Genomic DNA, 21,557 nt, shown 5'->3' on the forward strand with positions numbered 1-21,557 from the left:
GGGCTACGCCTCCTTGGAGAACAGCGCGCGCCCCCACCAGTCGTCCTTGTCGAGGACGCCGGGCGGGACGGCGAAGACCGCCGAACTCACGTGCTGGATGTACTCGTTGAGCGCGTCGGAGCGCGCGAGGCTGCGCTGCACCGGGATGAAGCCCTTGCGCACGTCACGCTGGTAGGCGAGGAAGAACAGCCCGGCCTCCAGCCTGCCGAGGCCGTCCGTGCCGTCCGTGAAGGAGTAGCCGCGGCGCAGCAGGGTGACACCGTCGTTGGAGTCGGGATGCGCGAGCCGTACGTGCGCGTCGGGCTTCATCGCCTTCAGGAACGGCTCGTCGCGCTCCTTGGCCTTGCCGACCGGCGCGCCCTCGCCCTTGTCCCGGCCGAAGACGTCCTCCTGCTCCTGCAACGAGGTCCGGTCCCAGGTCTCGATGTTCATCCGGATGCGGCGCGCCACGAGGTACGAGCCGCCGGTCATCCAGGCGGGACCCTCGCCCTCGCCCACCCACACGAACTTCTTCAGCCGGTCCGGCTCGGTGCCCGCGATGTTGCGGGTGCCGTCCTTGAACCCCATGAGGTTGCGGGGGGTCTGGGCGTCGGGGGTCGTCGAGGAGGTCTTGCCGAAGCCGAGCTGCGACCAGCGGACGGCGACCTTGCCGAAGCCGATCCGGGCCAGGTTGCGGATCGCGTGCACGGCGACCTGCGGGTCGTCCGCGCAGGCCTGGACGCACAGGTCGCCGTCGCTGCGCGACTTCTCCAGGTTGTCACCGGGGAACGGCGGCAGGTCGACGAGGGCCTCCGGCCGCTGCCCCGTCAGCCCGAACTTCTCGCCGTACTTCTCGAACAGCGAGGGCCCGAAACCGATGGTCAGCGTCAGCCGGGACGGCTTGAGGCCCAGGGCCTCGCCGGTGTCGTCCGGCGGTGCCTCGGCCAGTCCGCCGTACGCGCCCTCACCGACCGCGTGCCCCGCGGTCATCCGGCGCGCGGCGGCCGTCCAGTCCTTCAGCATCTGGACGAACTCGGCGCGGTCGTCCGTCTTCACGTCGAACGAGGCGAAGTGCAGCCGGTCCTGCACCGGCGTCGCGATGCCCGCCTGGTGCGCGCCGTGGAAGGCGACCGCGGCGCCGGTCTCGGCACCCGCCGGGTCCACGTCGTTGCCGGTACGGGTCATCGCCACCGCGCCGCCGGCCGCGGCGGCCCCGAGCGCGAGCCCGGCACCGCCCCAGCCGATCAGCGAACGCCGGGAGGGCGAAGGTCCGCCCGCTGCTTGTGTGGTGTCGTTCGTCATGATGCGCCCCGCCTACTTCACAACAACCGCGGCGAGCTTGGACAGCGGCTCGGCAAGCGCGTTGACCGCGTCCGAGAGCTCCTTGCGCTGGTCCTTCGTGACCTTGTCGTACGACACGAAGCCATCAGAGGTCTTGTCCGTGCGGTACTTCTCCAGCAGCGTGTTCAGCGCCGAGAACTGCTTGTCGAGCTCGGTGGTCAGCGCCTTGTCGTTCTGCTGTGCGACCGGCTTGAGCAGCTCGTACGACTTCTGCGCGCCCTCGACGTTGCCCTTGAAGTCGCTGAGGTCGGTGTGCGAGTAGCGGTCCTCCTCGCCGGTGACCTTGCCGGTGGCGACCTCGTCGAGGAGTTCCTTGGCGCCGTTGGCCATGGAGGTCGGGGTGATCTCGGCCTTGCCGACCCGCTTCTGCCAGTCCTTCAGGTCGGTGACCAGCTCATCGGCGAGGGTCTTCTGCTCGGCGCCGACCTTCTTGTCCACCCAGAGGGCCTTCTCCAGCGCGTGCCAGCCGGTCCACTTCTGGCCCTTTTCCAGGTCGTTGACGCGGGTGTCGGTCTTGGGGTCGATGTCCCCGAAGGACTCGGCGATCGGCTCGGTGCTCTCCCAGCCGAAGCGGGAGGGGGCGTAGGCCTGCTTGGCGGCCTCGATGTCGCCCGCCTTGATGGCGTTGGCGAACGTCTCCACCTTCGGGATCGTCGCGTCGGCCTGCTCCTGCGCGTACTCGCGGTAGGCGGCCACGGCCTTGTCGAGGCGCGGGTCGCGCTTGGCGACCGTGCCACCGGTCACGGCGAGCTTCTGGCGGACGCCGAGGCCCTTCATGCCGGGGCGGCAGGCTATCTCGTACGAACCGGCCTTGACCTCGGCGGTCAGCGTGTACTTGGTGCCCGGGCCGATGTTCTCCTTCTCGGAGACGATCCGGTCGTCCGGGAAGAGGATCTCGACCTCGGTGGCCTTCGAGCCCTTGTTCTCGATGTTCAGGGTGACCTGGCCGGCCGGGACGGACTTCGAGGAGGTCTCGCACTTGGAGTCGGCGGCGGTCACCTGGATCGCGTCACCGGACCCGGCGTCGCTCTTCTCGGTGCAGCCCGTGACGGCGGCCAGAGCGGCCGCGGTCGCGGCGGCGGTGACAACTGAGAGTCGGACGGCTCGCATTCAGGCTCCAAGAGAACGACGGACAAACCAGGCGGAAGGTCCCCGCTGGCATGGTGAGGCTGGCCTAACTTACCTGAGGCTTACCTCACTCCTACCCACCCCTACGGTGATTCAGCTCTCACAGTTGACCCACAGACACGGCCTGATCACGGTGGCTCAAACTGAACCCCATGGAAAGGTCAAGCAATGGTCAAGCGTCTCGCTCGGCGGTCACGGCGCCCCGTTCGGGAGACACCAGGACGGCACCCGTCCGGGGGTGCGGGAACACCTCAACTGACTGGCGGTAGACCTCACTCAGCAACTCGCCCGTGAAAACCTCGGCCGGCGGTCCCTCGGCGGCGACACGACCGGCGCACAGAATCGCCACCCGGTGCGCGTACGCGGCCGCGAGCCCCAGATCGTGCAACACCACGACCACCGCGTCACCGGCGTGCGCCCTTGCCCGGCACACCCGCAGCACCAACTCCTGGTGCCTGAGGTCGAGGGCGGCGGTCGGCTCGTCGAGCAGCAGCACAGGAGCGCGCTGGGCGAGCACCCGGGCGAACGCGACCCGCGCCCGCTCACCCCCGCTGAGCGCGGAGAAGGGACGCGACGCGAACCCGGTGACCTCCGTGGCCGCCATGGCCTCGGCGACGGCCACGTCGTCGTCCTCCCGGCTCGCGCCCGCCCAGGGCGCCCGGCCCATCCGTACGACCTCCTCGACCGTGAACGGGAAGGAGAGCGTGGCCGACTGGGGGAGCACGGCCCGGCGCAGGGCGAGTTCGGGCGCCGACCACTGCGGGGCGGGGCGACCGTGGATCCGTACCACTCCCTCGGCGGCGCGCAGATCGGCGGCCAGGGCTCCCAGCAGCGTGGACTTTCCCGCCCCGTTGGGACCGACCAACGCGAGGACCTCGCCCGCGCGGGCGGTGACGTCCACACCGCGCAGGACCTCGTCGGCACCCAGACGCACCCGCAGGCCCTCGGCTTCGGCGAGTACGGCGCCGGGGGCGGCCGGGGGAGGGGGTACGGGGCGCGCCGCACGCGGGAACCTCATGCCCAACCTCCTTGCCTGCGGCGGGTCCTGCGCAGCAGCCAGAAGAAGAACGGGCTGCCGAGCAGGGCGGTGAGGACGCCGAGCGGGAGTTCGGCGGGCTGGGCGACGGTGCGGGCCGCGAGGTCGGCCGCGAGCAGCACGACGGCACCGCCCAGCGTGCTGCCCGGGATCAGGAACCGGTGTCCCGGCCCCGCCACCATCCGCAGCAGATGCGGCACGACCAGCCCCACGAAGGCGATGATCCCGGAGACGCTCACGGCCGCCGCGGTGAGCAGCGCGATGACCAGGACCAGGACGATCCGCAGTCGCTCCACGTCCACCCCCAGGTGCCGGGCCGGGCGTTCACCGAGGGCCAGCAGGTCGAGGCGGCGCGCGTACAGCGGCGCGAGCGCGAGGCCGACGGCCGCGCACGGCAGCACGGCGAGGACCTTCGGCCAGGTCGCCTGTGCCAGCGACCCGAGCTGCCAGAAGGTGATCTGGCTGACGGCCGCGGTGTCCGCGAAGAAGAGGAAGAGCCCGATCAGCGCGCCCGTGAAGGCGTTCACGGCGATCCCGGTGAGGATCAGCGTCACGACCTCGGTCCGGCCGCCGGAGCGCGACATCGCGTAGACGAGCAGCGCGGTGGCGAGCCCGGTGACGAAGGCGACGGCGGGGACCGTCCAGGTGCCGAGGAAGTTCAGGCCGAGCGCGAGGGAGGCGACCGCGCCGACCGCCGCGCCCGACGAGACGCCGATGACACCGGGTTCGGCCAGCGGATTGCCGAACACGCCCTGCATCAGGGCGCCCGCGCAGCCCAGCGAGGCACCGATGAGCAGCGCGAGCACGATCCGCGGGAAGCGGACGTTCCACAGCACCGACTCGGGGACCCGGCCGAGCGCGGAGCCGCCGAGGCCGACGCGGTGGGTGACGGAGGAGAGGACGTCGCCGGTGGGGATCGGATAGGCGCCCAGCCCGGCGGCGACCGGGACCAGGACGAGCAGCGCGACGACGAGGCCGACGGTCAGGAGCCAGGCGCTGCCACGGGTCTTCTCGCGCACGGCCTTCTCACGTACGGCCTTCTCGTGAACGGCCTTCTCGTGAACGGGGTTCTCGCGCTCGGGGTTCTCGCGCTCGGGGGGCTGGGCCCGCCGCGCCGGAGTGCCGACCGCGACCGCGTCCGCGTCCTTCGCCACCGTCACCTGGCATCCCCGTACAACTGCTCCACCAGCGACTTCAGCACCTGGTCCGTGCGCGGTCCGTAGTTGAGGAGCACCCCGTCCTCGATCGAGACGACCCGGCGCTCCATCCCGGCCGGGGTCTGCGCCACCCCGGGGATCCTGACGAGCCCGTCGATCCCGCCGACGGACTCGAGTCCCTTGGTCATGACGAGGATCGCGTCCGGCGCGGCCTGCGCCAGCGCCTCGGTGGTGATCGTGCTGAAGTCCTTCTTCAGCCCCGACTCCGCCCCCGCGTCGATCGCCCCCGCCGCTTCGAGCAGCGAGGTGGCTCCCGAGTCCTTGCCGCCGATGAGATAGACGGAGGCGGAGCCGCGCAGATAGAGGAAGGCGACGCGCGGATGATCGGCGTGCGCCGGAATCCCCTTGCGCACGGCGGCGATCCGCCGCTGCGAACGCTCGGTCAGTCGCTTCCCCGCGGCCGGCACGCCGAGGGCGTCGGCCACCGCCTCGATGCGCGGACCCACGTCGTCGAGGCCCTTGGCCGGGGCGACGACGAGGACCGGGACGCCCGCGTCGCGGATCTGCTCCATGGCCTCGTCGGGCCCGGTCGTGGTCTCGGCGAGGACGAGGTCCGGCTTGAGGGAGAGCACGCTCTCGGCGGAGACGTCGTGGCCCCGGGTGACGACCGGGAGCTTCCCCGCCTGCGCGAAGGTGGCGGTGATGTCACGGGCGACGACCCGGTCGCCGAGGCCGAGAGTGAAGGCGATCTCGCTGAGGCTGCCGGAGAGGGGGACGATCCGGTCGGCCGCACGGACCGTCACCCGCTTCCCGTCGAAGGAGTGGACGGTGACGGGCAGTCGGGGATCCGGGGCGGCGCTCAGGGGCTCGACACGGTTGGCGGAGGGGGTTGCGGACGTCTTCGTCCTCTTCCCCGCCGCGGTGCTCCCGGCGGAGCCGGCACATCCGGTCGCGGCCAGGGTGAGGGCGAGTGCGGACAGCAGCGCGCCCGCCAGTCGCGCGTACGGCCGTCGCGCGGCGCGCGTGCGCAAGCCTCGCGCCGCCACTCGTCCGCGCAAGCCTCGCGCCCCCACTCGTCCGCGCCGGCCTCGCGCCGCCACTCGTGTGCGCAAGTCCTGCGCCGTCCTCGTCATTCCGCCGGATCCTCTCGCTCCTCTTCCGACCCCCGTTGCGCGTAGCTTAGGTTAGCCTTACCTTCCTCGCTACTGGCTCGTCGGATTCCGGAGGACATCCATGCCCCTGCGCCTGAGGGCCCCGGTCGCCGTGGTGTGCACCGCCGTACTGGGCGCCCTGCTGGGAGCGCTGCTCCCGGTCACCGCCGCCCATGCCGCGAGCCGCGCAGTGCAGGGCGGCCGGCTCGACTGGGGCATCAAGTCCTCCTTCCAGGGCTATGTCACCGGGCCCATCGCCAAGGGGAGTTACTCCCTGACGGGCGGCGCCGCGACCGTCGGCAGCGGCCAGTTCCGCTTCCACTCCGCCACCGGCGCCTACGACGGCGCCACGGGCGCCTTCCGGGCTTCCTTCTCGGGCGGAGTCCACTTCCTCGGACACAAGAAGGACGACGGGACGTACGAGCTCGACCTCACCCTGAGCCGTCCCACCGTCCGTATCGCGGGCGGCGGGGGCACGCTCTACGTCGACATCACCAGCAAGGCGAAGGGCACCGGGACGGTCACGACGTCCTCGCAGGTGCCCTTCGCCTCCCTCTCGCTCGGCGGTATCGACATGAAGGGCGGCGGCACCGCCGTCCGCCTCAACAACCTTCCCGCCACGCTGACTTCACGGGGCGCCGCCTCCTTCGCCGGTTACTACACGGCGGGCACGGCCCTCGACCCCGTGACCCTCTCCGCGGACGTCCGGGCCGCGCCCACCGCGTCGAACACCCCGAAGGCGACGAAGTCCCCCGCCCCGAAGCGGACGTCGAAGGACACCTCGGGCGCGATCGGGAGCGGCGCCGTCGACTGGGGCGTGCGCCGCACCTTCCGCGAGTACGTCACCGGAGACATCGCCGAGGGGAAGTGGACCCTCACCGACGGAGCCCAGGACGGCGGCGCGCTCTTCCGCTTCCCCGCGGGCAAGGGAACGTACGACCAGAAGAAGCGCACCCTGGACGCCACCTTCGAAGGCGCGGTCCGCTTCACCGGGAAGCACGGCCTCGACCTGCGGCTGAGCGGTGTGCACGCCACCGTCGAGGACGGCAGGGGCACGCTCTACGCCGATGTCACGAGCGTGGACTTCAAGGCGGCGAAGGTCCCGCTCGTGACCTTCGCCCCCGTCGCCGCCAAGGACTTCACACCGAAGGCCGGACTGGTCGAACTGGCCGAGGCGCCCGCCGAGCTGACCGCCCAGGGTGCCAAGGCCTTCGGCGGCATGTACCAGGCCGGTACCGAGATGGACCCCGTCACCCTGTCCGCAGCCCTCACGGACGACGCCCGCCTCCCCGCCCTCCCCGACCTGGGCAGCGCCGAGTCGCCCACGCCGGAGACCGAGAGGAAGACCGCCACCGCCGGCCCGAGGACCGAGAACACCGCGAGCAGCACCTCGGACGGCACCCCTGTCCTGCCGATCGGGCTCGCCGCGGGCTCACTGCTCGCGGTGACCGTCGCCTTCGCCGTCGTCCGCAGACGCCGTACGCGCCCGGCATCGGCATCCACCCCCGCCTCCGCCACCTCCGCCCCGTCCGATTCCGCGGACGAGGACTGAACCACTCGCTGCCTCCGCCTGTCGGGCGGAGCCGAGTCCATCCCCAGAGGAGACCCACGACCATGGCCGCCAACCGCCGCCGCCCTCTCGCTCTCGCCGCCGCCGTGGCGGTCGCCCTGGGGGCCGCGGCCCTCGCCGTGCCCCACGCGTCGGCAGCCGAAGCCCCCCTCAAGGACTACGAGTTGACCTGGGGCATAAAGCAGTCGTACCGCGCCTATGTGACCGGAATGGCGGCCGGCACCTTCACCCCCACGGACGGGGCGACGCAGGCGGCCGACAACGGCGCGTTCACCTTCACCGGCGGCACCGGCAGTTACGACTCCACCACCCACGCGGTGAGACTCGGCTTCGCGGGCAGCCTGAAGATCGCCTCCGCGGCCCACCACTTCGAACTCACCCTGTCCGACGTCAGGTTCGACAGCGGCGCGGCCGAGATCACCGCGGACGTGACCAGCAACGGCACCACACAGAACGACGTCCCGCTCGCCGACGTCACCGTGACCCGCGAGATGACGGGCATGACGACCACGCTCACCAAGGAGGCGGCGACCGTCCTCGGCAGCGCGAGCTACGAGGGGGCGGCCGGGGACCCGCTGACGGTCACGCAGAAGGTGACGCAGAGCCCGACGCCCACGGGGTCGAACTCGACCTCTCCGACCCCGAGTTCGACCCCGACACCCACGTCGACGGGATCAGGGACCCCGTCCTCGTCCCCGTCGACGACGATCTCGTCCTCAGCCTCCACCTCCACCTCACCCTCGGCCACGGTTCCCGCTTCCGAGAGCCCCGCCGCGCAGGGCGAGATCGTCGACGGCACACTCGGCTGGGGAGTGAAGCAGTCCTTCCGGACGTACGTCGTGGACGGCGTCGCCAAGGGGAAGGTCACCGCGTCCGGCGGCGCGACCCAGGCCACCGGCAACGGCGCCTTCACCTTCCCGGACGCCTCCGGCACCTATGACACCGACGCCGGCACCCTTTCTGCCTCCTTCGCGGGCGCCGTGAACTTCAAGGGACATGAGGACAACGGCAGTTACGGCCTCGACCTCACCTTCAGCGACCTCAAGGCGGAGCTCGACGGCGGTTCCGGCGAACTGACGGCCGACGTCGACAGCCTCGGCGAGAAGTCCGAGGACGTGGTCCTCGCCGACCTCGAGGCCGACTCCACCGAGCTGACCGTGCGGGACGACGTGATCGCCTTCGACGACGTCACGGCCACCCTGACCAAGGCGGGGGCGGAGGCGTTCGGCGGCTTCTACCCGGCCGGCACCGAGCTGGACCCGGTGAACCTGTCGCTGGCGGTGAGCGAGGACGCCCAACTGCCGGGCGATGACGGTGAATCGGACAACAACGGTTCGACCCCATCCTCCTCTTCCTCCTCGGGCACCACCGGCGGCACGGGGACGACCGGATCCACCACGGGCGGTGTGAGCGGGGCACTCGCCTCCACCGGCTCGGAGGTACCGCTCGGCGCGCTCGGTGCGGCGGCGGCGATGACGGTCGCGGCGGGCGCGGGTGTGGTGGTCGCGGTGCGCAGGCGGCGCACGGCGTAAACGAGTGGGCACGGGTGATGTTTGAATGCGCGGGTGACTGATTTCGACGTACTGCGCGTCTTCTGCGGGCCCGGTGGTGAACACGGCAACGAGCTCGGTGTGGTGCGCGAGGGTTCGGTGATGCCGGATCCGGAGGAGCGGCAGGCGTTCGCCGCGAAGCTGGGGTTCAGCGAGACCGTGTTCGTCGACGACCCCGAGCGCGGGGTCGTCGACATCTACACCCCGACCCTGCGGCTGCCGTTCGCCGGGCATCCCTGTGTCGGGGTGGGGTGGCTGCTCGACATTCCCGAACTGGTCACGCCCGCCGGGATGGTCGGGGTGCGGCTGGACGGGGAGTTCAGCTGGATCGAGGCGCGGGCGGAGTGGGCGCCGGGGCGTACGTTGCGGCAGTACGGGTCCGCCGGTGAGGTCGACGCGCTGGCCGTGCCGGAGCCGGGGGAGTGGGTGTACGCCTGGGCCTGGGAGGACGAGTCGGCCGGGCGCGTACGGGCCCGAGGCTTTCCCGGACGGGACGACGGCATCGTGGAGGACGAGGCGACGGGGGCGGCGGCGCTGCTGCTCACCGACCGGCTGGGCCGGGCCCTGAACATCGTCCAGGGCGCCGGCTCCCAGATCCTCACCGCGCCGCAGCCGGGTGGGTGGGTGGAGGTGGGGGGCCGCGTACGACTGCTCCGAGCCTGAACGTCCCTCCGGGTGCGGTTGTCGCCTGCGGCCCGGTGGGGGCCGTTCGCGCAGTTCCCCGCGCCCCTACGGGATCGGGGCTGCGCCCCGAATCCCCGGCTGCGTGGGGTTCGTCGGCCGCGGCCCGGTGGGGGCTGGTCGCGCAGTTCCCCGCGCCCCTAGGGGATCGGGGCTGCGCCCCGGATCCCTGGCCGCGTGCGGTTCGTCGCCTGCGGGTGCGTCGTGGCTGGTCGCGCAGTTCCCCGCGCCCTTCAGAAGCGCTGGCGCGCATCTTTCAGCCCGTCCGGCGTTTGAGGACGAGGCCGTTCAGGCCGGGCGGGGGTTTGGGGGCGGAGCTCCCAAGGATGGGACGGGTAGGGGCGGCGGGGGCGGAAGAAGTCGTTGGGTGCCGGGTCAGGCGGTGAGGGGGAACTCCTCGCCCAGGGCGTGGAAGACCGCCGTGTTGAGGGCGAACGCCCGCCTGCACTCGGCGACGATCCGCTGCCGCTCCAACTCGTCCGCCCGCACCCCGTCCAGCAACTCGCGATACCCCCGCTTGAACGCGGCCGGATTACCGATGTCCTCGAAGACATAGAAGCGGACGCCGTCACCCTTCCGAGCGAAGCCCCAGGTCTGTTCCGCCTTGCCCCGGATGATCTGACCGCCTGAGAGGTCGCCGAGGTAGCGGGTGTAGTGGTGGGCGACGTACCCGCCGGGCCACTCGCGTGCACACTCGGCGACCCGCGCCGCGTACGCCTCGGTGGCGGGCAGCGCGGTGAGCGTCGCCCGCCAGTCCGCACCCCGCAGATGCGTGAGGTCACGCTCCAGCGCACCGCGACGCAGCAACTCCGTCCGGATGAAAGGCCCGGTCACCGGATCGGACGCCAACCGCTCGGCGTCCGCCTCCAGCGCCTCGTACACGAACCACAACTGCTCGGTGTACCGCGCGTACGCCTCGACACCGAGCCTGCCGCCGAGCAGGTCGCTCATGAACGTCGAGGTCTCAGCCTCCATGTGCTGCTCGTGCGACGCGGTGCGGATCAGCGTCGAGAACGCCGTATTCATGGGACCTCCGGTGCCGAAGAGGACGAGAGCCAGTCAGAATCTTGTATGGTTAGGCTTACCTAAGTCAATGGGTTCTCGACAGTTTACCGACAGCCTGTCGGTAAAAACGTACCCCGTCGGGCGACAAAAAATGCCCGCCCTGTGATCAGGGCGGGCGAGGTGTGACGAGCGATGAACCACGAGCTAAGAGCAGCTATGGGCAGCTATGAGCTATGAGCACGTGGCTACGGCAGCGTGAGGATCTCCGTACCGCTCTCCGTGACGACCAGCGTGTGCTCGAACTGCGCCGTCCGCCTGCGGTCCTTCGTCACGACGGTCCACCCGTCGTCCCACATGTCGTAGTCGTGCGTACCGAGCGTGAGCATCGGCTCGATCGTGAAGGTCATCCCGGGCTGGATGACGGTCGTCGCGTGCGGACTGTCGTAGTGCGGGATGATCAGTCCTGAGTGGAACGAGGAGTTGATCCCGTGCCCCGTGAAGTCCCGCACGACCCCGTATCCGAACCGCTTGGCGTACGACTCGATCACGCGCCCGATGACGTTGATCTGGCGGCCCGGCTTGACCGCCTTGATCGCGCGGTCGAGGGATTCACGGGTCCGCTCGACGAGGAGCCTCGACTCGTCGTCCACGTCCCCGACCAGGTACGTCGCGTTGTTGTCGCCGTGGACGCCACCGATGTACGCCGTCACGTCGAGGTTGATGATGTCGCCGTCCCGCAGCACCGTGGAGTCGGGGATGCCGTGGCAGATGACCTCGTTGACCGAGGTGCACAGGGACTTGGGGAAACCGCGGTAGCCGAGGGTGGACGGATAGGCGCCGTGGTCGCACATGTACGCGTGCGCGACCCGGTCCAGCTCGTCCGTCGTCACGCCCGGCGCGATGAGCTTCGCCGCCTCGGCCATCGCCTGCGCGGCGATCCGCCCGGCGATCCGCATCGCCTCGATGGTCTCGGGGGTCTGTACCTCCGGACCGGTGTACGGCGTGGGGGAGGGCTTGCCCACGTACTCGGGGCGCCTGATGTTTCCCGGAACGGGACGGGTGGGAGAGAGCTCTCCTGGTACGAGCAGCGACTGGCCAGACATGCCAGCGAGTCTAACCAGCGGGCATGGGGGCACTATGTCCGTGGCGAAAGGAGCAGGTCATGGCCCTCTTCAAGAAGCGGACCGTAGGGAAGCCGGGCGAGTGGTACTACTGCCTCGTCCACCAGAAGGTGGAGGAGGGCCCCGAGTGCCCCGCGAAGGACCGCTTCGGCCCGTACACCACCCGCGAGGAGGCCGAACACGCGATGGAGACCGCCCAGGAGCGCAACCTCGAGTGGGAAACGGACCCCAAGTGGCACGACGCAACGGGCCCGGCCCCAGAAGACGACTGACAAGGCCCGCGACACCGGCCACCGAGACGCCGGGTGCTCAGCCACCGGGACGACGTGAGGGCGCTGAGCCATGGGGCGGCGCGCGGACCCGCGGGCGCCGACGGCGGCCGGCCCCCGCGGGCGACCCGCACCACCCGAGCGACCGTCACGGGTGGTGCGGGTGGTGCGGGTGGGAAGGCATTGCCCGGCCCCGCTCCCACGCGGACCGCACCCCCGACCCAGATCGACGCCCGTACCCCCGTCCGTCCGGCCGCCCGCCGGGATCTACCACCGCGCCGCGGGCGGCGCCGTCAGCTGGTCTGCGAGGCGGGAGAGCCGGTCGCGGAACCGGCGCCGCCCCCGAGGTGAGGGCAGGGAGTTCTCCCCGGCCGCCGCGCTGACGAGGTGCTGCACGGTGTCGAGGTCGAGTTCCTGATCCGGCGGCACGGTCAGCGACTCGTGCGCCATCGCCCCCAGCTCCCGGTCACCGGCGTCGAGCGCGAGCACGGTCGCCCCGGCCCGCCGTGCGTCATGGACCCGCTCCAGGAGCGGCGCCCCGGGTGCGGCGGGCGACACCACGAGCAGCGTCTCGCCGCGCCGCGCCGCCTCGATACGGCCGAGGCCCACGGCGAGATGGGCCGGGTCCGAGGCCCGCGCCCCGTGCCGCACCAGCGTCGGCGACAGCTCCGGCGTCCCCGACCAGGCCGCCTCGTCCACCAGATGTGCGGCCAGGTGCCACGGCTCGTACTCCGCCGTGCCCACGAGGAGCAGCCCGCCCCCGTACGACACCACGGACCCTCGCAGGCCCTCCGCGAACCGCCGCGTGGCACCCAACCACTCGGTCCCGGCGAGGACTTCGCGCAGCAACGCGACCCGTACGGCATCCATGCGCACGCATCCTGCCGCAATCGTCAACTGATCAGGCGGAGTTCACCATGAATTCGCCCAAGTGGGGCAGATCCCGGCGCATGACGGAAACAACCGGAACCACCACGGCAACAACCGCGGTCACCAGCATCCCCTTCCACGCGGGCCGCGAAGGCTACGCGAGCTTCCGCATCCCCGCCGTCGTCACCACCCGTACGCCCACCCTGCTCGCCTTCTGCGAGGGCCGGGTCGACTCCGCCGCCGACCACGGCCACATCGACATCGTCCTGAAGCGGTCGACGGACGGCGGCCGCACCTGGGGCCCGCTCCAGGCCGTCGCCCGGAACGGGAAGGACCTCGCGGGCAACCCCGCCCCCGTCGTCCTCGACACCGGCCGGATCCTGCTCGTGCACGTCCGCGCAGCCGCCGGCGCGACCGAGGACGCCATCCTGCGCGGCAGGGTGAAGCCCGCCGACGGGCGCCGCGTCTGGGTGCAGCACAGCGACGACGACGGCGTCACCTGGTCCGCCCCGAAGGAGATCACCGGGCAGGTGAAGAAGGCGGACTGGCGGTGGTACGCGACCACGCCCGGGCACGCCGTCCAGCTCGGCACCGGCCGGGTCGTCGTCCCCGGCAACCACACCCTGCCGCCCACCGGTACGGACACCGGCACCGAGGCGAAGTACAACAGCGGCCACTGCCTGCTCAGCGACGACCGCGGCGAGACCTGGTCCCTCGGGTACGTCGACGAGAACACCGACGGATACGTCAACGCCAACGAGACGACCGCCGCCGAACTCCCCGACGGGCGCCTCTACTTCAGCACCCGCAACGACTCCCCGTCCCCCGGCAATCGCGCGGACGCCCACTCCACGGACGGCGGCAGGACCCTGGTCAAACCCTTCCGGCCGCAGGCGGGCCTGGTCACCCCCGTCGTCCAGGGCAGCCTGCTCCAGCTCCGCGACCCGGACCTGCTGCTGTACTCGGGGCCCGCCGACCCCGCCGCCCGCGCCCTGATGACCGTCCGCGCCTCCGCCGACGGCGGCACCACCTGGCGGCCCGCGCACACGGTCGACGGACTGCCCGCCGCCTACTCCGACCTCGTCCGCGTCGACGGGGCGACCGTGGGGCTCCTCTACGAGACGGGCGACTTCGGGCCGTACGAGACGATCACCTTCCGCCGAATCCCCGTGACGGCCCTCACCTGAGCCCCCGAAGCCCCCGAGGCGGGAACCGCGACACGTAAGGTCGGCCCATGACCTCTACTGACAGTGCACAGAAGGCCCCCGCGAAGGACCCCTGGGACCTTCCCGACGTGTCCGGACTCGTCGTCGGCGTGCTCGGCGGCACCGGCCCCCAGGGCAAGGGCCTGGCCTACCGGCTCGCCAGGGCCGGCCAGAAGGTGATCATCGGCTCGCGTGCCGCGGAGCGCGCGCAGAGCGCCGCCGAGGAGCTGGGCCACGGTGTCGAGGGCGCCGACAACGCCGAGTGTGCGCGGCGCAGCGACATCGTGATCGTCGCCGTACCGTGGGAGGGCCACGGCAAGACCCTGGAGTCGCTGCGCGAGGAGCTGACCGGCAAGCTCGTCGTCGACTGCGTCAACCCGCTCGGCTTCGACAAGAAGGGCGCCTACGCCCTGAAGCCGGAGGAGGGCAGCGCCGCCGAGCAGGCCGCCGCCCTGCTGCCGGACTCCCGGGTCGCGGCCGCCTTCCACCACCTGTCGGCCGTCCTCCTCCAGGACCCGGAGGTCGACGAGATCGACACCGACGTGATGGTCCTCGGTGAGGAGCGCGCGGACGTCGAGATCGTGCAGGCGCTGGCCGGCCGCATCCCCGGCATGCGCGGTGTCTTCTCCGGCCGGCTGCGCAACGCCCACCAGGTCGAGGCACTGGTGGCGAACCTGATCTCCGTGAACCGCCGCTACAAGGCCCACGCCGGCCTCCGGGTGACGGACGTATAGCGGGCGTACGGGCATGGGGGACATGAGGGACACTGGACGCCGTACGACCTCGTAGATCTCGTAGATCTCGTAGGTCTCGTAGATCTAGATCTCGTACGACGTCATAGATCTCGTACGACCTCGTCCGAACCGTCCCGACAGGAGCCGACCCCCCATGCCCCGCCTCGCCCTCTACGCCCTCGCCGTCTGCGTCCTCTCCGTCGCCGCGGCCGTCGTCTCCTTCGTCCAGGGCAGCTGGCTGGGGATCGTGTGGGTGCTGCTGGCCGGACTGTCGTCCAACATGACCTGGTACTACGCGCGGCGCGGCAGGTCCGTCAGCTGACCGAGCAGAACTCGTTGGTGCCCTGCCAGAAGCGGTAGAACTCCTGACCGCAGTACGTCTGGATCTCGTTGATCCCCAGGCTGTCCAGGATCGAGTGGATCACGTCGAAGAAGGCCGTGTTCACCGACGGGATCCACAGCACCGCGAACACGAACAGCAGACCGAACGGGGCGAACGGCTCCACCTGGCGCTTGACGTTGTACGACAGCCAGGGCTCGATCACGCCGTAGCCGTCCAGGCCCGGGACCGGCAGGAAGTTCAGCAGCGCGGCGGTGACCTGGAGCAGGGCGAGGAACGCCAGCGCGTACTGGAAGTCCCGCGGCACGCCGTCCAGGGCGTGCAGCCAGAACGGCGCCGTGCACACGACGGCGAACAGCACGTTCGTCAGCGGACCCGCCGCCGAGATCAGGCTGTGCTTCCAGCGGCCCTGGATCCTGTTCCGCTCGATGAAGACCGCCCCGCCCGGCAGGCCGATCCCGCCCATGATCACGAAGATCACCGGCAGCAGGATGCTCAGCAGCGCATGCGTGTACTTCAGCGGGTTGAGCGTCAGATAGCCCTTCGCGCCGATCGAGATGTCACCGCTGTGCAGGGCGGTGCGCGCGTGCGCGTACTCGTGCAGGCACAGGGATACGATCCAGGCGGCCGTCACGAAGAGGAACACGGCCACACCAGGCTGCTCGGCGAACCCGGTCCATGTCGCCCACCCGGTCACCGCCATCACGGCCACGATCCCGACGAAGACGGGGCTGATCCTCCGGTCGCTGCTGCGACGGGAAGCGGCGGTGGTCATGGGGCTCCTCGGACTGGTACGCATGGTGCTTGGCCTGCCCGACCGTACCGGGCTCAGGGGGAAAACGTCTCGCGGTCGGGCATTGGTTCCGGAGAGGGTGGGGGCCTGAGACAGTCAGGCCACCGGAGACAATGGACCCCCATGCCACCGGAGACAATGGACCCCGTGCGCTACCGCATCCTCGGCACCACCCAGGCACTCCGCCCCGACGGCACGCCCGTCGTGCTCGGCGGGGCGCGGCTGCGCGCCCTCCTGACCGTGCTCGCGCTGCGGCCCGGACGGACCGTGCCCGCGGCCGTTCTGGTGGACGAGGTGTGGGACGGCGATCCGCCCGCCGACGCACCGGGCGCGCTCCAGGCCCTGGTGGGACGGCTGCGCAGGGCGCTCGGGCCGCAGGCGGTGGACTCCGGGGACGGCGGCTACCGGCTGGCCGCGGGCGCCGACGACATCGACCTGCACCGTTTCGAGCGGCTCGCGGGGGAGGGCGTTCGCGCGCTCGCCGACGGCGACCCCACGAAGGCGGCCGAGGCCCTCGACGACGCCCTCGCCCTGTGGCACGGGCCGGCCCTCGCGGACCTCCCGGACCGGGCCGCCGAGTCGGCCCGCTGGGAGACCCGCCGTCTCGACGTACGGCGTGCCCGGTTCACGGCGGCCCTCGCCCTCGGCCACGCCGAACAGTCCCTGCCCGAGCTCACCGCCCTGTGCGACCTCCATCCCCTGGACGAGCCCCTGCACGTCCTGCGTCTGCGCGCCCTGCGCGACGCGGGCCGCCCCGCCGAGGCCCTCGCCGCCTACGAGTCCGTACGGGAGCTGCTGGCCGACCGCCTCGGCTCCGACCCCGGCCCCGAACTGCGCGCCCTGCACGAGGAGTTGCTCAGCCCGGCCGACGGTGGCGGCAGGGCGCACGCCCAGGGGCCGCGACCCCGCTCCGCGGATCGGGCCGAGAGCCGGGCCGAGAGCCGGACCGAGAGCCGGACCGCACCGGCCGGGCGTGGCCGCTCCGCGTCCCCGCCCCCCGGCAACCTCCGCGCCCGGCTCACCTCCTTCGTCGGGCGGGCGGCGGACATCGACACGATCCGGGAGGATCTCGCGGCGGCTCGGCTCGTGACGTTGCTCGGCCCCGGTGGGGCCGGCAAGACGCGGCTGTCCCAGGAGGCGGCGGAGAGCGTGGCGGACAGCGCGCCGGACGGCGTGTGGCTGGCCGAACTCGCACCGGTCGACGACCCGACAGCCGTGCCCGAGGCCGTGCTCACCGCCGTCGGAGCCCGCGAGACCGTGCTGCGCGGCGCCGGCGCGGAGGAGATGCGGGCCGCCGCCGACCGGCACGACGACCTCCATCGGCTCGCCGAGCACTGCGCCAAGCGCCGCATGCTGATCGTCCTCGACAACTGCGAGCACGTCGTGGACGCCGCCGCGCGTCTCGTCGAGGAGCTGCTCGAGCGGTGCCCGGGTCTGACGGTGCTGGCCACCAGTCGCGAACCCCTCGGCGTACCGGGGGAGTTGCTGCGCCCCGTGGAGCCGCTGCCGGAGCCGTTCGCGCTGCGGCTGCTGGCCGACCGGGGGGCCGCCGCCCGTCCGGGATTCCGGGTCGAGGACGACCCCGAGGCCACCGCCGAGATCTGCCGCCGCCTCGACGGACTGCCCCTCGCCATCGAACTCGCCGCCGCCCGGCTGCGGATGCTCACCCCGCGTCAGATCGCCGACCGGCTCGACGACCGGTTCCGCCTGCTGACCTCCGGCAGCCGTACCGTCCTGCCGCGCCAGCAGACCCTGCGCGCCGTCGTCGACTGGTCCTGGGACCTCCTCGACGAGGACGAACGGGACGTGCTGCGGCGGCTGTCCGTCTTCGCGGGCGGCTGCGACCTCGCCGCCGCCGAGGCCGTCTGCGGACCGGCCGCCCTGGAAGCGCTCGGCTCACTCGTCGACAAGTCCCTCGTCGTGGCCGCCCCTTGGGGGGACGGCGAGATGCGCTACCGGCTCCTGGAGACCGTCGGCGAGTACGCGGGCGAGCGGCTCGACGAGTCGGGGCAGCGCCCCGCCGCCGAGCGCGCCCACCTCACGCACTACCGCGAAGTGGCCCGCACCACCGACCCCCGGCTGCGCGGCCCGGGCCAGCGCGCCGCCATCGCACGGTTGGAGACCGAGTCGGAGAACATCCGCGCCGCCCTCCAGCACGCCGTCGCCGCCCGCGACGAGCAGGAGGCGCTCTGCCTGGTCCTCTCCCTGGCCTGGTACTGGCAGATGCGCGATCTGCGGCAGATGGCCCGCCACTGGTCCCGCGAGGTCATGGCCCTGGGCCCGGACCCCTTCGCCGAGCCCGCGCGGCCGGCCGCCCCGCTGCTGGAGGGCTGCACCGACACCCCGCCGCCGATGCGCCCCGAGGTCCTCGAAGAGGCCCGCCGCGGTGTCCACCTCGTCCATCTCTCCTGCATGGACATGGACATGGCGGCCTGGGACTCCCCGCAGGCCAAGCGGAAACTGCACGTCATCAGCGAGACCTACCGCCCGGGCCAGCCGCAGACCTGCCGCAGCCCCGGCAACCTCTGGTTCTACGCCGTGATCCTGACCGGCGCCATCGAGCGGATGCGCGCCGTCATCGACGCGACCGTCCAGACCTGCCGCGAACTCGGCTACGAGTGGGAACTCGCCGTCGCCCTCCAGATGCGTGCCAACATCCTCGCCAACCGGGCCACCTGGGCGGGCGACGCGACCCGGGACGCCGACGAGGCACTGGAACTCTTCACCCGGCTCGGGGACGCCTGGGGCGCCGCCGAGGCGCTGTCCGCACGCGGTGAGGCCCACGAGCGCCAGGGCGAGTTCACGCTCGCCGCCGCGGACTACACGGAGGCCATGACCCACGCCGAAGGGCTCGGCGCGCACGCCCAGACGGCCGTCCTGAGCACCCGGCTCGGCGGTGTGCTCATCGAGTCCGGCGACACCGAACGCGGCGAGCGGTTGCTGCTGGAGGTCCTGGAGCGCGGCGACGGCGCCTACAACGAGGCCATGCCCGCCTCCCGGCTGTACCTGGCGATGTGGCTGGCCCGCAGCGGCCGGGTCGCCGAGGCACGCGAACACATGCGGATACTGCGCGAGAACTTCGAAGCGGTCACCTTCGTGGTCTTCGACGGCTTCGTGGTGGGCGTCGAGGCCTGGCTGGACGCGCTCGAGGGGCTGCACGAGTCCGCCCTGGAGAAGGTGCGGCAGGCGCTGGCGCGGGCGAGCGACCCGTTGTCGCAGATCATCGCCCCGCACATGCCCTCCGCGCATCTGACCACCGCCGCCATCGCCCTCACCGGCCTGGACGGCGGCCGCCGCGTCCGCGACGCGGCCGTGCTGCTCGGGGCCGCCGACCACATGCTGCCGCCCGGCCACTTCGTGGGCCCGATGGAGGACCAGGTGCGCGCACAGGCGGAGGCCGACGTACGGGCCGTACTGGACGACGCGACGTACGAGGCCGCGTACGCCGAGGGCGGCGGGCTCTCCCTGGAGGAGGCCGCCGCCCTCGTGTGACGCGGACCGGGGGTGACACGGACCGGGGTTTGCGTGGTCCTGTGCGCGAACGTCAGCTCTTGGTGCGGAACTTGTGGATCGCGATAGGCGCCATGACCAAGGTGAGCCCTGCCGTCCAGGCGAGGGTCACCCACAGGCTGTGCGTGACCGGGCCGCCCACCATCAGGCCGCGCGTGGTGTCCGCGAGCGCGGACAGCGGGTTGTAGTCGGTGAAGTTCTGCAGCCAGCCGGGCATGGTCCGGGTCGGCGAGAAGATGGACGAGCCGAACTGCAGGGGCATCAGCACCAGGAAGCCCATCGCCTGCACGGACTGCGCGTTCTTCATCGTCACCCCGAGGACCAGGAAGATCCACATCAGGGACGAGCCGAAGAGGACGGAGAGCCCCACGGAGGCGAACAGACCCGGCCAGTTCGTGATGTCGAAGCCGACCAGCACGCCGACGATCATGAGGATCGTCGTCGCGACGAGCATCCGCATCAGCTCTACGACGATCTTGGCGAAGAGCACGGAGCCCTGGCCGATCGGCAGGGTGCGGAAGCGGTCCATCACCCCCTTCTGGAAGTCCTCGTTGAAGCCGGTGCCGACGGCCGTGGCGATGTTCATCGCCGTCATCGCCATCAGACCCGGCACCACGTACTGCACGTACCTGTCCTGCCCGCCGCCGAGCGACTGCCCGATGGAGCCGCCGAAGACGTACACGAACAGCAGGGTGAAGATGACCGGCATCAGGACGGCGTCGAACATCGACTCCGGGTCCTGTCGGATCCACAGCAGGTTGCGGCGGACGAGCGCGCCGATGTGGCGGGCGTGCGCGCGGGGCGAGATACGGGGGTCGCCCTTCGCGGCGAGGGGGGCTTCGGCGACGGCGGTACTCATGCGGAGACCTCCTCGTAGGCGCGGGTGGGGGCGGCGTCCTGCGGGGCACTGGCCTTGTGGCCGGTGAGGGACAGGAACACCTCGTCCAGGCTGGGCAGTTCGGTGGAGATGGAGCCGATGGTGATGCCGCGCGCGGTGACCGCGCCGACCACGGCGGTGAGCTGTTCGTCGCTGAGGATCGGGACCAGCACGGTGCCGGTCTCGGTGTCCACGACCGAGGCGGCGAGACCGGTGAGCCCCAGCTCGTCGAAGAGCGAGGCCAGCGGGCGCAGCTCCAGCGGGTCCACCGGGCGGATGCGCAGCGTGCGGCCGCCGACCCGGGCCTTGAGCTCGTCGATCCGGCCGCTGGCGATGACCTTGCCGCGGTCGATGACCGTCAGCTCGGAGGCCAGCTGCTCGGCCTCCTCCATGTACTGGGTGGTGAGCAGCACGGTGGCGCCGTCCGCGACCATCCGCTTGACCTCCTTCCACACCTCGTTGCGGGTGCGCGGGTCGAGCCCGGTGGTCGGCTCGTCCAGATAGAGGACGGACGGGTGGCCGATCATGGAGGCGGCGAGGTCGAGACGCCGGCGCATACCGCCGGAGTACGTCGATGCCGGGCGCTTGGCCGCCTCGGTGAGCGAGAAGCGCTCCAGGAGCTCGTCGGCGCGCCGGCGGGCGTCCTTGCGGGGCAGGTCGAGCAGCCGCCCGATCATGTAGAGGTTCTCCCAGCCGGGGAGCTTCTCGTCGACCGAGGCGTACTGGCCGGTCAGCCCTATCACGCGGCGCAACTGGCGGGGCTGCGTGAGCACGTTGTAACCGGCGACGGTGGCCTGGCCGGCGTCGGGGGTGATGAGGGTGGACAGGATACGGACGAGGGTGGTCTTGCCGGCACCGTTGGGACCGAGCACCCCGAGGACGGTTCCCTCGCGGACGTCCAGGTCCACGCCGTCCAGAGCCTTGGTCTCGCCGTAGTGCTTGACCAGCCCCCGCACGGAGACGGCGCTGCGGGCGCCGCTGTCGGGGTTCTTGTCGATTCGCGTCATGCCCATCAAGGTGCCAGCGCCCACCGACAAACCACCTACAGCTCGCCTACAGCGCCGTACGCTCGCCGATATATCGCCGACAGTGGTGGGTCTTTACGGGGGTCTGGGGGCGGAGCCCCCAGGGGATGGGAACGGGTAGGGGCGGCGGGGGCGAGAACAAACGGGCGCAGCCCGCCGACGGGGGAAATCGGCGGGCTGCTTGGTGCCGCAGTGGTTCAGTGACCGTCCGGCGC

19 protein-coding genes are annotated in these 21,557 nt (G+C 71.5%); 8 read left to right on the forward strand and 11 right to left on the reverse strand.

The features are described from left to right. Positions 1-3: 3 nt before the first annotated feature. The 5 genes from efeB to AQJ27_RS06805 form a co-directional block, all read right to left on the reverse strand. The gene (gene efeB, locus AQJ27_RS06785; protein WP_067363278.1) at positions 4-1,281 is read right to left on the reverse strand and encodes an iron uptake transporter deferrochelatase/peroxidase subunit; all 1,278 of its coding nucleotides are present in this window, start codon (positions 1,279-1,281) and stop codon (positions 4-6) included. Positions 1,282-1,293: 12 nt separating this feature from the next. Beyond that, on the reverse strand, positions 1,294-2,430 hold the full coding sequence (efeO, locus tag AQJ27_RS06790) for an iron uptake system protein EfeO (protein WP_067363280.1): 1,137 nt from the start codon (positions 2,428-2,430) through the stop codon (positions 1,294-1,296). A 190-nt stretch (positions 2,431-2,620) separates the two neighbouring features. Beyond that, positions 2,621-3,466, reverse strand: a complete 846-nt coding sequence (locus tag AQJ27_RS06795) for a heme ABC transporter ATP-binding protein (RefSeq protein WP_067363282.1) — start codon at positions 3,464-3,466, stop codon at positions 2,621-2,623. Further along, positions 3,463-4,503 (reverse strand): FecCD family ABC transporter permease, encoded by a 1,041-nt coding sequence (locus tag AQJ27_RS06800; RefSeq protein ID WP_067364714.1) that lies wholly within the window; start codon positions 4,501-4,503, stop codon positions 3,463-3,465. The genes AQJ27_RS06795 and AQJ27_RS06800 overlap by 4 nt, the downstream gene beginning before the upstream one ends. Positions 4,504-4,640: 137 nt before the next feature. Continuing rightward, positions 4,641-5,672 carry a heme/hemin ABC transporter substrate-binding protein gene (locus AQJ27_RS06805; protein ID WP_067363285.1) on the reverse strand — a complete coding sequence of 344 codons (1,032 nt, stop codon included), beginning with the start codon at positions 5,670-5,672 and terminating at the stop codon, positions 4,641-4,643. Positions 5,673-5,874: 202 nt separating this feature from the next. On the opposite strand from AQJ27_RS06805, the gene AQJ27_RS06810 reads away from it, so the two are divergent. The 3 genes from AQJ27_RS06810 (at position 5,875) to AQJ27_RS06820 (ending at position 9,575) form a co-directional block, all read left to right on the forward strand. Continuing rightward, positions 5,875-7,344, forward strand: a complete 1,470-nt coding sequence (locus tag AQJ27_RS06810) for an HtaA domain-containing protein (RefSeq protein WP_067363288.1) — start codon at positions 5,875-5,877, stop codon at positions 7,342-7,344. A gap of 62 nt (positions 7,345-7,406) precedes the next feature. Further along, positions 7,407-8,894, forward strand: a complete 1,488-nt coding sequence (locus tag AQJ27_RS06815) for an HtaA domain-containing protein (protein ID WP_067363291.1) — start codon at positions 7,407-7,409, stop codon at positions 8,892-8,894. A 33-nt stretch (positions 8,895-8,927) separates the two neighbouring features. Continuing rightward, positions 8,928-9,575: a PhzF family phenazine biosynthesis protein gene (locus AQJ27_RS06820; protein WP_067363295.1), complete on the forward strand. Its 648-nt coding sequence runs from the start codon at positions 8,928-8,930 to the stop codon at positions 9,573-9,575. 393 nt (positions 9,576-9,968) lie between these two features. Here AQJ27_RS06820 and AQJ27_RS06825 read toward each other — a convergent pair whose 3' ends face one another. Both AQJ27_RS06825 and map read right to left on the reverse strand, forming a co-directional pair. Further along, a complete protein-coding gene (locus tag AQJ27_RS06825; protein ID WP_067363298.1) occupies positions 9,969-10,619 on the reverse strand; it encodes a biliverdin-producing heme oxygenase in 651 nt (216 codons plus the stop codon). A gap of 224 nt (positions 10,620-10,843) precedes the next feature. After that, a complete protein-coding gene (gene map / locus AQJ27_RS06830) occupies positions 10,844-11,701 on the reverse strand; it encodes a type I methionyl aminopeptidase (protein WP_067363301.1) in 858 nt (285 codons plus the stop codon). A 59-nt stretch (positions 11,702-11,760) separates the two neighbouring features. Between map and AQJ27_RS06835 the strand changes: the two genes are divergently transcribed. After that, the gene (locus AQJ27_RS06835) at positions 11,761-11,991 is read left to right on the forward strand and encodes a hypothetical protein (RefSeq protein ID WP_067363304.1); all 231 of its coding nucleotides are present in this window, start codon (positions 11,761-11,763) and stop codon (positions 11,989-11,991) included. Positions 11,992-12,255: 264 nt separating this feature from the next. On the opposite strand, the gene AQJ27_RS06840 is transcribed toward AQJ27_RS06835, so the two are convergent. Next, the gene (locus tag AQJ27_RS06840) at positions 12,256-12,858 is read right to left on the reverse strand and encodes a hypothetical protein (RefSeq protein ID WP_067363306.1); all 603 of its coding nucleotides are present in this window, start codon (positions 12,856-12,858) and stop codon (positions 12,256-12,258) included. A gap of 80 nt (positions 12,859-12,938) precedes the next feature. Between AQJ27_RS06840 and AQJ27_RS06845 the strand changes: the two genes are divergently transcribed. The 3 genes from AQJ27_RS06845 (at position 12,939) to AQJ27_RS57265 (ending at position 15,119) form a co-directional block, all read left to right on the forward strand. Beyond that, positions 12,939-14,045 (forward strand): sialidase family protein, encoded by a 1,107-nt coding sequence (locus AQJ27_RS06845; RefSeq protein ID WP_067363309.1) that lies wholly within the window; start codon positions 12,939-12,941, stop codon positions 14,043-14,045. Between the two features lie 47 nt (positions 14,046-14,092). After that, positions 14,093-14,797, forward strand: a complete 705-nt coding sequence (gene npdG, locus AQJ27_RS06850) for an NADPH-dependent F420 reductase (RefSeq protein WP_067363311.1) — start codon at positions 14,093-14,095, stop codon at positions 14,795-14,797. A gap of 154 nt (positions 14,798-14,951) precedes the next feature. After that, complete coding sequence (locus AQJ27_RS57265) at positions 14,952-15,119, forward strand: hypothetical protein (protein WP_165854110.1); 168 nt, start codon at positions 14,952-14,954, stop codon at positions 15,117-15,119. Here the strand turns inward: AQJ27_RS57265 and AQJ27_RS06855 are convergent. Next, positions 15,112-15,912, reverse strand: a complete 801-nt coding sequence (locus tag AQJ27_RS06855) for a site-2 protease family protein (RefSeq protein ID WP_067363314.1) — start codon at positions 15,910-15,912, stop codon at positions 15,112-15,114. The two genes, AQJ27_RS57265 and AQJ27_RS06855, sit on opposite strands and share 8 nt — an antisense overlap. A 156-nt stretch (positions 15,913-16,068) precedes the next feature. Between AQJ27_RS06855 and AQJ27_RS06860 the strand changes: the two genes are divergently transcribed. After that, positions 16,069-19,422, forward strand: coding sequence for an AfsR/SARP family transcriptional regulator (locus AQJ27_RS06860; protein ID WP_067363317.1), 3,354 nt, complete (start codon positions 16,069-16,071; stop codon positions 19,420-19,422). Between the two features lie 52 nt (positions 19,423-19,474). On the opposite strand, the gene AQJ27_RS06865 is transcribed toward AQJ27_RS06860, so the two are convergent. Together AQJ27_RS06865 and AQJ27_RS06870 are read right to left on the reverse strand one after the other, a co-directional pair. Continuing rightward, complete coding sequence (locus AQJ27_RS06865) at positions 19,475-20,299, reverse strand: ABC transporter permease (RefSeq protein WP_067363320.1); 825 nt, start codon at positions 20,297-20,299, stop codon at positions 19,475-19,477. Continuing rightward, a complete protein-coding gene (locus AQJ27_RS06870; RefSeq protein ID WP_067363323.1) occupies positions 20,296-21,324 on the reverse strand; it encodes an ATP-binding cassette domain-containing protein in 1,029 nt (342 codons plus the stop codon). The genes AQJ27_RS06865 and AQJ27_RS06870 overlap by 4 nt, the downstream gene beginning before the upstream one ends. Positions 21,325-21,557 lie beyond the last annotated feature (233 nt).

The organism is Streptomyces olivochromogenes (assembly GCF_001514115.1).
In the GTDB taxonomy this organism is placed as follows: Bacteria; Actinomycetota; Actinomycetes; order Streptomycetales; family Streptomycetaceae; genus Streptomyces; species Streptomyces olivochromogenes.